Here is a 13096-nt window from a genome sequence, read left to right on the forward strand (position 1 = left end):
CCACTCCACCCTTACATACCTTTGTATACAGGGCCACTGCCGCCTTCTGGTGGCACCCAGACAATATTCTGAGTCGGGTCTTTGATATCACAGGTTTTACAGTGTATGCAGTTCTGAGCATTTATCTGCAACGACGGTTCCCCTGCCTGCTCAATAATTTCATAGACTCCGGCCGGGCAATAACGTTGTTCTGGTGCATCATAGTTCTTCAGGTTGATGGTGACGGGCACGGCCTTGTCTTTTAATTGCAAATGACCAGGTTGGTTATCATCATGCACGATATTGCTCAAATCGATCGAAGACAAGCGATCAAAAGTCAGCTCACCATCTGGTTTAGGGTAGTCAATTTTCTTGACTTGGTTTTTCGATTTGAGACTTTTATGGTCAGCCTGCTGATGCTGCAATGTCCAGGGTAACTTGATATGTAAGGCACTCAGCCACAATTCAATACCCGCTAAGGCGCCACCTGTCATGTTGCCAAAACGTGACAGCAAGGGTTTAAAGTTACGCACTTTTTCTAACTCTTTCCAAACCCATGAAGCATTTAATTTAATGGGATATTCCATAAGTAAACGCTTACCATCATTTGTCGACTCAGTAAAATAGTCGTAAGCCGCTTCTGCGGCTAACATGCCTGATTTGATCGCATTATGGCTGCCTTTAATTTTGGGCACATTGACCATGCCCGCGCTGCAACCAATAAATGCACCACCAGGGAAAATCAGATCCGGCAAAGATTGCAAACCTCCTTCGCTAATGGCTCTGGCACCATAACTAAGACGTTTGCCGCCTTGTAACATTGCTCGTATCTCGGGGTGCGTTTTGAAACGTTGAAACTCATCAAAAGGTGATAGATACGGATTGCTGTAATCCAGATGCACCACCATCCCGATAGACACTAATTGTTCACCATAGTGATAGACAAAAGCACCGCCCCCCGTATCGTCAGATAAGGGCCAGCCAAAACTATGACTGACATAACCTGGCTGATGCTGTTGCTCAGGGATACGCCAGATTTCTTTGATGCCCAAGCCAAACTTGGCTGGACGGTCTGCATCACGTAGATTGAAATGCGACTCTAACTGACGTGCCAGAGAACCTCTGGCCCCTTCTGCAATTAGGGTAAAAGGCGCCTGAATTTCAATTCCTGCCACAAATTGTGCTGTCGGCTCACCATCGGCATCACTACCCATATCCCCAGTAATAACCCCAATCAGATCCCCCTGTTCGTTATATAACGCTTCCTGAGCTGAAAAGCCGGCATAGATTTCAACGCCCAGCTCTTCAGCCTGACCGCCCAGCCATGAGCATAACTCACCCAAACTACCAATGTAGTTACCACTATTTTTCATCAAAGGCGGCATTAACCAATGTGGAATCGTCCACGCTTTATCGCTGGTCATAAACTGGAACTTATCTTCACTCACGGCGGTTTTTAGTGGTGCGCCTTTTTGTTTCCAGTCGGGTATCAGCTCGTTTAACGCGATCGGATCGATCACAGCACCAGAAATAATTTGTGCCCCAACTTCAGCGGCTTTTTCTAACACACAGACACTGAGATCCTTTCCGGCCTCATTAGCTAATTGTTTAAAACGAATAGCGGCGCCCAACCCCGCTGGCCCAGCACCAATAATTAACAAGTCATAATTCATTACGTCACGTTGCATGATTTATTCCTTAATAATTCGAGTGAGATTAACCTCGTCACTGCGCGAAACATCAGCAGTAATCGATTGACATAACGCTAAAAACTCACGCATGCCGGTGGTCTGATATTTCTGCTTATGCCACAGAAAATAGAAATACCGACCTAGATCCAAAGCAGGTGCATTGACCGGTACCAGGCTACCGCGACGAAAGGCATCTTTTAATGCCAGTCGGGAAATGCAACCGATACCCAGACCTGATTCGACTGTACGTTTTACCGCTTCGGTGTGTTCAAGTTCGAGGCGAATATTGAGTTGTGAATGATAATTGTGAAAAGCACGATCAAACGTTTCACGTGTACCAGAACCTTTTTCTCTGAGAATCCAAGGCTCTGCTAATAACTGTTGCATAGTGACCTTTTTCTTGTTTGCCAGAGGATGATCAGGTGCACAGAACACCACTAACTCATCGGCAATCCAGGTTTCCACTTCAATATCCGGGTGATGACATCCCCCTTCAATCAAACCAATATCAAGCTCATGGTTCGCAATTTGTTCAATGATGGTTTTTGTATTGTGAACCTGCAACTCAATGCGGCTATCAGCATGTTCATGTAAAAACTCGGCCACCAGCAAGGTCGCCAAATAGTTACCAATAGTCAGCGTGGCACCGATTTTCATCAGACCATATCCGGCATGACCTTCCATGAGATTATGAATTTCCTGCGCACGATCCAGTAGCTCAACAGCATGCGGTAACAATTGCTGACCTGCCTGATTAATCCGCAAGGATTTACCCACACGATCAAACAATTGCACATTGTATTGCTTCTCAAATTCTGCCAGTGCGGTACTCGCTGCAGATTGAGATAGAAACAAGGCTTGAGCTGCTTTTGACACACTGCCTGTTCGGCTGACAGCAACAAAAATTTCGAGTTGTCTTAGACTGAATTTCATGTTTTTGCATATCTATTTATTAGATAGATAATATCTAAATTATCAATTTAACAAATATTGTACGCCACTATAAAATGCTCAGCAAACCTTAAGAGGAAATGTAATGAAAATTTTAGTCGCGATAAAACGTGTAGTGGATTACAACATCAAAGTCGGTATCAAAGCCGATGGTTCCAATGTGGATATCGACGGCGTGAAAATGAGTGCCAACCCGTTCGATGAAAATGCGATTGAGCAAGCCATTCGTTTGAAAGAACAAAGTAAGGCCGATGAAGTTGTTGCCGTGTCCATTGGCTCATCAGCCAATCAGGATGTATTAAGACATGCGCTGGCTATGGGTGTGGATCGGGCACTTCTGGTCGAACACGAAACAGAAGTACAGTCGCTGGAGGTCGCCAAACTCTTACAAGCCGTCGCTGATAAAGAGCAACCGGATCTGATACTTCTCGGTAAACAAGCGGTGGATGATGATGCTGGTCAGGCAGGGCAAATGCTGGCTGCCTTGTTGGATTATCCACAAGGTACTTTTGCTTCGGAGCTGGATATTGAAAATGGTGAAGCTATCGTTACCCGTGAAATAGACGGTGGTACCGAAACCGTGGCATTGCAATTACCTGCGGTAGTCACTGCTGACTTACGCTTAAACGATCCACGGTTCGTCAAACTACCCAATCTGATGCAGGCGAGAAAGAAACCGATCGAAAACCTGTCGGCTTCAGATCTGGTCACTGAGTTAACGCCCAGATTGTCATTAATCAATGTCGCCGAACCACCTCAACGTAAAGCTGGGATTAAAGTCGACAGTGTTGATGCTTTATTGCAGCAATTACGTACAAAAGAAGGAATTGCACTATGAGCACATTAGTATTAGCCGAACACAATGGACAACAACTGCATAACGAAGTCCGTCATGCTGTGACTGCAGCTCAATCTTGGGGACAGCCGGTTCACCTGTTAGTTTTAGGCCATCAATCTGAAAAGATTGCAGAGCAGGCCACCACGATTCATGGCGTTAGTCGAGTATTGCATGTCGATGCGCAGCAGTTTGCCCATCCGATCGCAGAAGATGTCAGCAATCAGATTAACTCGATAATCACTGATTATGAGGTCCTTATTGCTGCCCACTCTTCATTTAGTCGCAATGTTTTACCTCGAGTGGCGGCACTCAATGATGTAGCGATGATATCCGATGTATTGGACATTCAATCTGACAATCGTTACGTGCGTGCTATCTACGCCGGTAATGTACACACCACTATACAAAGTGGTGATACACGCCAAATTCTGACAGTGCGTGGCAGCAAGTTTGCCGCGGCTGAATTAAATGGTCAGGCTGAAATTACGACTATTACAGCAGTAGCGCCTTTCACTAAAACACGCTGGATCAGCGAGTCACGTATTGAATCAGACAGACCTGCCCTGAACTCGGCCAAAGTGGTGGTATCAGGTGGTCGCTCATTAGGTAGTGCAGAAAAATTTGATGCCTTGCTTAATCCATTGGCTGAAAAGCTGGGTGCTGCACTCGGTGCAACCAGAGCGGCTGTGGATGCAGGCTATGCGCCGAATGAAATTCAGGTCGGTCAAACCGGTGTCACGGTAGCACCTGAACTGTATTTTGCGGTTGGCGTGTCTGGTGCGGTGCAACATACCGCCGGTATGAAAGACAGCCGTATTGTCGTCGCCATCAACCAGGATCCTGACGCGCCGATTTTTCAGATAGCCGATTATGGCCTAGTGGCCGATCTGTTTGATGCAGTGCCTAGTTTAACCAACGCCCTTTCATAAAAAAGAGATAACGATGAGTACATTTGCAAGCGAACGCGTATTAAGCGTGCACCACTGGGATGACAATCTGTTCAGCTTCAAAACCACCCGTGATCCGGGTTTGCGGTTTGAAAATGGTCAGTTTGTGATGATTGGCCTTGAAGTCGACAATAAACCGTTGCTTCGTGCATACAGTATTGCTAGCCCGAATTATGATGAAAATCTGGAGTTTTTCAGCATCAAAGTTCCTAACGGGCCACTCACTTCACGCCTGCAACATTTACAGGTAGGTGATGAGATATTAGTCAGCAGAAAACCTACGGGTACCTTGGTCGTGCATGATCTGAAGCCGGGGAAGAACCTGTACCTCTTCTCAACAGGTACTGGGCTCGCGCCTTTTCTCAGTGTGATTCAGGATATTGAAGCCTATGATCGCTTTGAGAAAATCATTCTTATTCATGGGGTCCGTTATGTCAGTGAATTGGCTTATGCCGATTTCATTGAAAAAGACTTGCCTGACAATGAATTCTTTGGTGATCTGGTCAAAGAAAAGTTAATTTATTATCCCACCGTCACTCGCGAACCTTTCCGAAATCAGGGACGACTGACGGATCTGATTACCAGTGGCAAATTATTTGAGGATATTGGTCTACCTCCCCTTGATCCTGAGCATGATCGAGCCATGATCTGTGGCAGTCCACAAATGCTGAATGACACCGCAGCGTTATTAGATGAGCGAGGGTTTGTGGTTTCTCCTCGCATCGGTGTACCCGGCGACTATGTGATTGAACGTGCTTTTGTTGAGAAATAAGACTTTATTGAATAAAGACCTCATCACCAACACGAATAACACCAGCTTCAGCAATAGCGCCATAGACTCCCAGGTTTTGGTCAGCTTGCTTCACAATCGTACGAAGCATTTTTTTATCTGATGGTATATGGCGCTGTTGTCGGGTAATAGCGCCACATCGTGGCGTGGTGCCACAACATTGCACTGTCGTCTGACCAATCTGAATCGTTTTATCTAACCAGGCTTGCTCAATCAAACCTTCCATACCTGGAACCGTTTCGATGACAATATTTGGACGGAAGCGCTCTACTGCCCAGTCAGAGTCAGGTTTAAGCTGTTTCATATAATCCAGTGTGGCAGTCGTCAGCATATGAAACGGGGTGACCAAGAAAAAGGTGCCTGGGAGCGATACGTACTCCTGAGCCTGCTCGGGCAGGTTATCCAAATCCGGTAAGGCTTCTCCAGGCTCCCGATCAAACGTGGCTTTTAATTCTTCCAACCAAGTGTGATCGTCTTGTTTATATCGTTTGTAGAAATCCTGCTCTTCAATAGGCTTAAGCGGCTGTAATGTGGAATCAAACCCGGTTAGCAAAGTCAGTAACTGATTGACCTGTGGCTCATCACTGCCAATCACGGCGCCATCAGGAAAAGTGATATCAACCTGATCATCTGGTCCGGTCGCATCTCCACGTCGGCACTTTGCATTGCAGCGTAATAATTCAGGCCGAAATTTACAGCTTTGGATTTCCTGTCGCTGAGTATCTTGTAATGCCCAGATACGATCGCCAGTTAAACCATTTTCACCTAGATAACATTGTTCAAGCTGTTCCCCTGCCATCCCTTTGACTGGATAACGCCAGATTTGTTTGATTGTGCCAACCTTGAGCATAAAACCACCTTATGTCCGTGATGCGATAACTGGTGCTAAGCTTAAGATTGTGTGTCCGGTCTGTATATCCGGCATTTTACGTAGATAATTTTCTTCGGGCATAAAAAAAGCCCCAACGAGTGGGGCTTTTTTGCTCTCGATTTGAGAAACTATTATCTGTTGCAGATGTACATAGTTACTTCGAAACCGAAACGCATGTCTGAATATTCTGGTTTAGTCCACATGATAATCACCTCGCTTTGTGTTTGTTAGTACGGTTCCTATGTTACGAGTACGTGGCAAATGACAATAGCGTATTTTTCTTTTGATCACTCAGGATTTTCCTGAGTAATGATAAATTGATTATCCGTCAGTTTGGCAGGAGTAAAGAAGCGAGGCTCAAGAAAATCAGAAAGCCCAGTGTATCGGTCATTCCTGTAGTGATAATACTACTGCCCAATACCGGATCCTGTTTCAGCTTCTTTAGAATCAACGGAATACTTACGCCGATTAAGGCCGCTAACACCATCGTGCCAGACATGGCTAGCATCATTACAAAGGCCAAGCCCAGATTCTGATACAAAAATAGCGTTAGCAATCCCGTTAAACTTCCCCATATCAGCCCATTCACCGCAGCCACGGAAAACTCTTTTATATAAAGCCGTCGAAGATTATTGGCGTCGAGTTGTTTTAATGCCAGCCCACGAATCACCAGCGCCACCACCTGATTCCCCGTGTTGCCGCCTATATTAGCGGTGATGGGTAATAAGGCAGCTAGTGCCACCATACTGCTAATCGTGGTCTGGAACTGATCAATCACGCGAGAAGCAATCAATACAATCACCAGATTCAGTGCAATCCACGGCCAGCGATTTTTAGCTGACTTCATCATTGGGTCAAACAAGTTTTCTTCTTTCGATAAGCCTGCCTGAGCGAGAAACTGGCGCTGCGACTGTTCTTCCAGTAGATCCATTAGCGAGCTGACACGTAATACCCCAACCAGTTTCTGATGTGCATTCACCACCGGTGCTACCAATAATTCATAACGCTCAAAATCACGTGCCGCTTCATCGGCAGAATCGGTGGTATGAAAGATATGGGCTTGCTTCAACATGCAATCGGCTACCCGTAAATCACCTCGTTTGATTAATAAATCAGAGACGAGCAGCAGTCCCTGAAATAAACCCGCCGAATTGATCACCATGATAAAACCGGACTCATCCGGTAACTTCCCTTTCTGACGTAACTCACGTAACACTTGATCTAAGGTTTGATGCTCAAGTACCACAGCAAAATCATATTCCATCCAGGCACCAACGCTTTCTTCAGGAAAGAGTAAGGTGGACTGTACATTTTCACGCTGCTGCTGTGGTAATGAGGATAAGACGCTATCACCGATCTCATCTGGTAACTCTTGCATCAGATCCGCAATTTCATCAGTATCGAGATGCGATGCCGCCCGAATCAAATCGGTTGGTTGTAATTCTGCTAATAAGGTTTGTCGTAAACTATCAGAAAGCTCCAGCAGCACCGCCCCCATATGCTCACTTTGCAGCAGTTGCCAAATAAACGAGCGCTGTACCGGCGGTAATTGCTCAAGCAGATTTGCTATGTCATATGGATGTAAGCGGTTTAACAGCTGCTGAATTTCACCTTGATACTGCTTGACGGTTAACAGCTCGACTAATGCCTGCTTATCCTTATTCTCCTGACGTATTGTCAGGGTTTCCACTAACTCCTGGCGATTAAGCAAATCATAAATTAAGTGAAATATATGCTCTGTTTGCTTCAGTTGTTGCACGCAAAACGCCTCATCATATTTAGTGCCGACCTTTTAGTATGCGTCAGAGATATTTCAATCTTCTGTTTGCTTCAGTTGTTGCACGCAAAACGCCTCATCATATTTAGTGCCGACCTTTTAGTATGCGTCAGAGATATTTCAATCTGATGATGACTGAAATGCACTTCCCCTTTAGCGGGAAAACTTTCCAGTATTTCAATAAATTATTCTTAAAAAGAGTCAGATGCAGTAAGATCACCGATTGCTTTATTAGACGTTGCCTTACATTGTGAACTCAAACCGCCCTAAGCTATTCAGCGTATTGCTCAGACGAATTAACCACTGTTTCCGTTCTGCCAAAGACGTATCCGCAGTGACGATTAGAACGACTGTTCAGTTACCCATTATTCTTAATGATGGCAGTGAGGCCATGGCAGAAATGTATAGCTTTTCGGGTTTTGTGGATGGCAAAGAACACTTTGCTTTGAAGCTTGGTAGACCCGATCCCACACATCCTCTTGTGCGCATCCATTCGGAGTGTGTTACCGGTGATGCGCTGGGTTCAGCACGCTGTGATTGCGGACCGCAATTACAGGAGGCATTAAGTTTATTCAATAAAGAAGGTGGCTATTTACTGTATCTGCGTCAGGAGGGCCGCGGCATTGGTTTGTATGAAAAACTCGATGCCTATCGTTTGCAGGAACAGGGACATGACACCTTTACCGCCAATCTCGAACTTGGTCATAACGTCGATGAACGGGATTATCAAGCAGCGGCTGATATTCTGAATGCACTCAAGCTGAATCAGATTATGCTAATGACTAACAATCCGGACAAACGTCAGCAACTGGAAAAGGCCGGTATTCAGGTTCATGGCACACGGCCTACCGGGGTATTTGCAAACCGCCATAACCATGGTTATCTGACATCTAAAATCCACCGGGGCAATCATCAGATTAGTATTGACGAGCTGCTAAGGAAGCCCTAGACAACATCCAACTATTGAAAATATTGATGAATCTCTTTCAAGTTTGTTTGGATATACTCTAAAAAAGCCTGAGTAACAGGGGTTGCATGTTTACCCTGAGGGGATACCAGACACCAACTGCGTCGCAGTGGGAAACCTTTAATTACCGGACTGACCAACTGGCCCAGCCGCAGCTCAGATAACACACTCAACCTCGGTAAAACAGCGACACCTAACCCAGCTAGAACAGCATGCTTTAGTGCATCATTAGAACCAAACTGCATGGAGACATTCAGCGATAAACGTTGTTGCTGACAATGCTGCTCTAAGGCCAGTCGATTACCAGATCCAGATTCACGACTGAGCAATTGTGCATCAAGAAATTGCTGCGGATGGATATGCTTTTTTGTGGCAAGTGGATGGTGTACGGGCACCACGGGTATCAATTCATTATCCAGAAAGGGTAAGGACGATAAGGAACGATCATTAGGTACCAAGCCCATGATCACCAAATCTTCTTTATTGTCATTCAAACGCTCAATGGCCTGCGTACGGTTCACAATATTCAGGTTTACATTGACCGATGGATACTGCTGTAAAAACCCTCTTAATACATGCGGCACCGCATACTGGGCTGAACTGACCGCACACAGATTTAACTCACCTGAAAGCTTTCCCTCCAGTCGATGTAAATCACTCTGCAAACTGGCGACTTGCTCAAATATGGCATCAATATGTTCAGCTACCCGTTCACCTGCTCGCGTGCAATAAAGCTTTCTACCGACATATTCGAATAACGGCTGCCCCAGCGCTGACTCCAGTTTTTTGATTTGAGAACTGACGGCGGGCTGAGTCAGCCCCAAACTTTCTGCCCCTTTTCCATAACCTTGCTGTTGATAGACAGCTCGAAACACCTGCATTTGACGAAAAGACAGTCGACTAATTAATTGCTGTAAAGTCAATGACATAAAAATTAAAAAACCTTATACATAAGTAATTACTTATCACTAATCAAAATTATATCAATTTTTCATTATGTATGATTTCCTCTAGCCTATTTCCTAGATTCAATCTGGAGTAGCTCATGTTGAAAAAAGTGTTAATCGCCAATCGTGGTGAAATTGCTGTGCGCATTGTTCGCGCATGTGCAGAAATGGGCATTCGTTCAGTCGCTATTTATACCGAACCCGATCGTTATGCATTACACGTCAAACGTGCTGACGAATCCTATTCACTTGGTGATGATCCACTCGCTGGCTATCTTGATCCATTACGTATTGTGAACTTAGCGATAGAAACCGGTTGCGATGCTATCCATCCTGGCTATGGTTTCTTATCTGAAAATGCCGAATTTGCCCGCCTGTGTGAAAAACACAACATCACTTTTGTTGGTCCCAAATCCAGCGTTATTGAAAAAATGGGCGATAAAACAGCCGCTAGAGACAGTATGCGCGATGCTGGTGTACCCATTACACCGGGCTCTGACGGCAACTTAGCGGACTTAGATGAAGCGTTAGCGCTGGCTGAAGAAGTGGGTTATCCAGTAATGATCAAAGCCACCTCTGGTGGTGGTGGTCGTGGTATCCGTCGTTGTGATAGTGCCGACGAATTGCGCCAACAGTATCCACGCGTTATTTCTGAAGCGACAAAGGCATTCGGTTCTGCTGAAGTTTTCCTTGAGAAATGTATTGTTGACCCTCGTCATATTGAAGTACAAATCCTCGCTGATAGCGAAGGCAATGTCGTGCATTTGTATGAACGGGATTGTTCTATTCAGCGCCGTAATCAAAAACTGATTGAAATTGCACCAAGCCCACAACTGACACCTGAGCAGCGTGATTATGTCGGTGGCCTGGCTGTCAAAGCGGCTCAAGCAGTGAATTATGAAAATGCGGGGACCGTCGAATTTTTGCTCACTGGTAATGAAGTGTATTTCATGGAGATGAATACCCGGGTTCAGGTAGAGCACACCATTACCGAACAAATTACCGGTATTGATATTGTCCGTGAACAATTACGTATCGCATCTGGCTTGCCGTTAAGCTACCGCCAGCAAGACATTGCCTATCGCGGCTATGCTTTACAGTTTCGGATTAATGCCGAAGATCCAAAAAATGACTTCCTACCGAGCTTCGGACGCATCACCCACTACTATGCACCAGGCGGCCCTGGTGTCAGGGTAGATACCGCTATCTACACCGGTTATGAAATCCCACCGTATTTCGACTCGATGTGTCTGAAACTGGTGGTATGGGCACTGGATTGGGAAGATGCGATCAGTCGTGGTCAACGCGCTCTGGATGATATGCGTTTACACGGCATTAAAACCACTGAGAACTACTACAAACAAATTCTCAATCATCCTGATTTCCGATCTGGTCATTTCGACACAAGTTTTGTGCCTAACCATCCGGAATTACTTAACTATTCGAATAAACGACGTCCCAGCGCAGTGGCGCTGGCTTTGGCCACTGCAATTGCAGCCCATGCAGGCTGGTAAGCCTTAAACACTGCTGGAGATTTTATGAAAAAAATTGAAGTTACTGATGTCATTCTGCGTGATGCTCACCAATCACTTATCGCCACTCGTATGCGCACTGACGATATGCTGCCTATCTGTGACAAGCTCGATCAGGTCGGTTATTGGTCACTGGAAGTCTGGGGCGGTGCCACATTTGATGCCTGTGTTCGCTACCTAAAAGAAGATCCTTGGGAAAGACTCAGACAATTAAAACAAGCCTTACCCAATACCCGTTTACAAATGTTATTACGTGGCCAAAACCTGTTGGGTTACCGCCATTATGCTGACGATGTGGTCAGTGCTTTTGTCGAGCGTGCGGCTGAAAACGGTATTGATGTATTTCGTATTTTTGATGCGCTGAACGACCTGCGTAATCTGGAAACCGCCATGAAAGCGGTCAAAAAAGCCGGTAAACATGCTCAAGGTACGATTAGCTACACCACCAGCCCGGTTCATACTCCTGAATTGTTTGTAAAACAGGCCAAAGATCTACAAAAAATGGGCGCAGACTCGATTGCCATTAAAGATATGGCTGGTCTATTGGCTCCTTATCCGACCTACGATTTAGTGAAAGCCATTAAATCAGAAGTCGACTTACCTTTAGTTATTCATTCTCACGCGACTTCTGGTCTGGCAGCACAATGTCAGTTAAAAGCCATTGAAGCGGGTGTGGATCGTATTGATACCGCCATTTCTTCATTTGCCAGCGGTACCAGCCACCCAGCGACTGAATCTCAAGTTGCTGCATTGCGTAATACAGACTGGGATACTGGCCTTGATTTGAACCTGTTATCCGAAATTGCCGACTATTTCCGTGACGTTCGCAAAAAATACCACCAGTTTGAAAGCGAATTTACGGGCGAAGATGTGTCTGTCCAAATCAATCAGGTTCCGGGCGGCATGATGTCAAATCTGGCCAACCAATTAAAAGAACAAAACGCACTGGACAGAATTCGCGATGTGTTTGCTGAAATTCCACGCGTTCGTGAAGATCTGGGTTTTCCACCATTGGTGACACCCACATCACAAATTGTGGGTACTCAGGCGGTATATAACGTCTTAGCCGGTGAACGTTATAAAACCATCACTAATGAAGTGAAACGTTATCTTCAGGGTGGCTACGGTCAGCCACCCGCACCTGTTAATGCACAATTGCAGAAAAAAGCCATTGGTAACGAAGAAGTGATCGACTCTCGTCCTGCTGATGCGCTGGCACCAGAGCTGGATAAACTCAGAGCCGATATTGGCGAGTTAGCGACATCAGAAGAAGATGTACTGACTTTTGCCATGTTCCCGGATCTCGGTCGTGAATTCTTGCAACAACGTGCTGAAGGCACATTGAAACCTGAGCCATTATTACCTGTTAGTGAAGCTAATAATGATAAAGAAAGCATTGCTACCGAGTTTAAAGTGGATGTCCATGGTGAAAGCTATGACATTGCCATCACCGGTGTAGGTGATGTTGGCGGTGGTAAACGTAAGTTCTACATATCTATCGATGGCATGCCAGAAGAAGTCACTTTCGAAGCGTTAAATGAGTATGTAAATGATGGCGGTAATACCGGTGGTCGTAAGAAAGCCACCGATCCGGGTCATGTCACAGCACCGCTGCCTGGCAATGTGGTTGAAGTTCTGGTGAAAGAAGGCGACAAAGTGGAAGCAGGTCAGGCCCTATTAGTCATGGAAGCCATGAAAATGGAAACCGAACTACTGGCTAATATCGCTGGAACGGTTAAAGCATTACACGTGAAGAAAGCCGACCGTGTGACACCAGGTGAAACCTTAATCGAGATCGTCGAATAA

The 13096-nt window shown here is 45.6% G+C and carries 12 protein-coding genes; 6 read left to right on the plus strand and 6 right to left on the minus strand.

The genetic code is table 11. The annotated features are described in order from the left end of the window. Positions 1-11: 11 nt before the first annotated feature. Together B3V56_RS03200 and B3V56_RS03205 are read right to left on the minus strand one after the other, a co-directional pair. Positions 12-1667, minus strand: a complete 1656-nt coding sequence (locus tag B3V56_RS03200; RefSeq protein ID WP_289283342.1) for an electron transfer flavoprotein-ubiquinone oxidoreductase — start codon at positions 1665-1667, stop codon at positions 12-14. A 3-nt stretch (positions 1668-1670) separates the two neighbouring features. After that, positions 1671-2603: a LysR family transcriptional regulator gene (locus tag B3V56_RS03205; protein WP_289283341.1), complete on the minus strand. Its 933-nt coding sequence runs from the start codon at positions 2601-2603 to the stop codon at positions 1671-1673. 103 nt (positions 2604-2706) lie between these two features. On the opposite strand from B3V56_RS03205, the gene B3V56_RS03210 reads away from it, so the two are divergent. The 3 genes from B3V56_RS03210 to B3V56_RS03220 are packed head-to-tail and all read left to right on the plus strand — an operon-like array spanning position 2707 to position 5178. Then, a complete protein-coding gene (locus B3V56_RS03210) occupies positions 2707-3459 on the plus strand; it encodes an electron transfer flavoprotein subunit beta/FixA family protein (RefSeq protein WP_289283340.1) in 753 nt (250 codons plus the stop codon). Next, positions 3456-4388, plus strand: coding sequence for an electron transfer flavoprotein subunit alpha/FixB family protein (locus B3V56_RS03215; protein WP_289283339.1), 933 nt, complete (start codon positions 3456-3458; stop codon positions 4386-4388). The genes B3V56_RS03210 and B3V56_RS03215 overlap by 4 nt, the downstream gene beginning before the upstream one ends. Before the next feature lie 13 nt (positions 4389-4401). Further along, the gene (locus B3V56_RS03220) at positions 4402-5178 is read left to right on the plus strand and encodes a ferredoxin--NADP reductase (RefSeq protein ID WP_286305875.1); all 777 of its coding nucleotides are present in this window, start codon (positions 4402-4404) and stop codon (positions 5176-5178) included. A 4-nt stretch (positions 5179-5182) separates the two neighbouring features. Here B3V56_RS03220 and B3V56_RS03225 read toward each other — a convergent pair whose 3' ends face one another. From B3V56_RS03225 to mgtE, 3 genes are all read right to left on the minus strand, one after another. Beyond that, positions 5183-6046 carry an MOSC domain-containing protein gene (locus tag B3V56_RS03225; protein WP_289283966.1) on the minus strand — a complete coding sequence of 288 codons (864 nt, stop codon included), beginning with the start codon at positions 6044-6046 and terminating at the stop codon, positions 5183-5185. 152 nt (positions 6047-6198) lie between these two features. Further along, on the minus strand, positions 6199-6270 hold the full coding sequence (gene pqqA, locus B3V56_RS03230) for a pyrroloquinoline quinone precursor peptide PqqA (protein ID WP_081443609.1): 72 nt from the start codon (positions 6268-6270) through the stop codon (positions 6199-6201). 125 nt (positions 6271-6395) lie between these two features. After that, the gene (mgtE, locus tag B3V56_RS03235) at positions 6396-7826 is read right to left on the minus strand and encodes a magnesium transporter (protein WP_289283335.1); all 1431 of its coding nucleotides are present in this window, start codon (positions 7824-7826) and stop codon (positions 6396-6398) included. A gap of 352 nt (positions 7827-8178) precedes the next feature. Between mgtE and B3V56_RS03240 the strand changes: the two genes are divergently transcribed. Beyond that, positions 8179-8793: a GTP cyclohydrolase II gene (locus B3V56_RS03240; RefSeq protein ID WP_289283334.1), complete on the plus strand. Its 615-nt coding sequence runs from the start codon at positions 8179-8181 to the stop codon at positions 8791-8793. An 11-nt stretch (positions 8794-8804) separates the two neighbouring features. Here the strand turns inward: B3V56_RS03240 and B3V56_RS03245 are convergent, their stop codons facing one another. After that, a complete protein-coding gene (locus tag B3V56_RS03245; RefSeq protein WP_289283333.1) occupies positions 8805-9740 on the minus strand; it encodes a LysR family transcriptional regulator in 936 nt (311 codons plus the stop codon). A 116-nt stretch (positions 9741-9856) separates the two neighbouring features. On the opposite strand from B3V56_RS03245, the gene B3V56_RS03250 reads away from it, so the two are divergent. Then, positions 9857-11272 carry an acetyl-CoA carboxylase biotin carboxylase subunit gene (locus B3V56_RS03250; RefSeq protein WP_286305880.1) on the plus strand — a complete coding sequence of 472 codons (1416 nt, stop codon included), beginning with the start codon at positions 9857-9859 and terminating at the stop codon, positions 11270-11272. A gap of 24 nt (positions 11273-11296) precedes the next feature. Continuing rightward, complete coding sequence (gene oadA, locus B3V56_RS03255) at positions 11297-13096, plus strand: sodium-extruding oxaloacetate decarboxylase subunit alpha (RefSeq protein WP_289283512.1); 1800 nt, start codon at positions 11297-11299, stop codon at positions 13094-13096.

The organism is Methylophaga sp. UBA2513, from assembly GCF_002341285.1.
GTDB classification, from domain to species: Bacteria; Pseudomonadota; Gammaproteobacteria; order Nitrosococcales; family Methylophagaceae; genus Methylophaga; species Methylophaga marina.

Excerpts from the sequence above, each read along its gene's own strand:
- B3V56_RS03200 (WP_289283342.1), bottom strand. The coding sequence starts at position 1,667 with ATGCAACGTGACGTAATGAATTATGACTTGTTAATTATTGGTGCTGGG.
- B3V56_RS03205 (WP_289283341.1), bottom strand. The coding sequence starts at position 2,603 with ATGAAATTCAGTCTAAGACAACTCGAAATTTTTGTTGCTGTCAGCCGA.
- B3V56_RS03210 (WP_289283340.1), top strand. The coding sequence starts at position 2,707 with ATGAAAATTTTAGTCGCGATAAAACGTGTAGTGGATTACAACATCAAA.
- B3V56_RS03215 (WP_289283339.1), top strand. The coding sequence starts at position 3,456 with ATGAGCACATTAGTATTAGCCGAACACAATGGACAACAACTGCATAAC.
- B3V56_RS03220 (WP_286305875.1), top strand. The coding sequence starts at position 4,402 with ATGAGTACATTTGCAAGCGAACGCGTATTAAGCGTGCACCACTGGGAT.
- B3V56_RS03225 (WP_289283966.1), bottom strand. The coding sequence starts at position 6,046 with ATGCTCAAGGTTGGCACAATCAAACAAATCTGGCGTTATCCAGTCAAA.
- B3V56_RS03245 (WP_289283333.1), bottom strand. The coding sequence starts at position 9,740 with ATGTCATTGACTTTACAGCAATTAATTAGTCGACTGTCTTTTCGTCAA.
- B3V56_RS03250 (WP_286305880.1), top strand. The coding sequence starts at position 9,857 with ATGTTGAAAAAAGTGTTAATCGCCAATCGTGGTGAAATTGCTGTGCGC.
- oadA (WP_289283512.1), top strand. The coding sequence starts at position 11,297 with ATGAAAAAAATTGAAGTTACTGATGTCATTCTGCGTGATGCTCACCAA.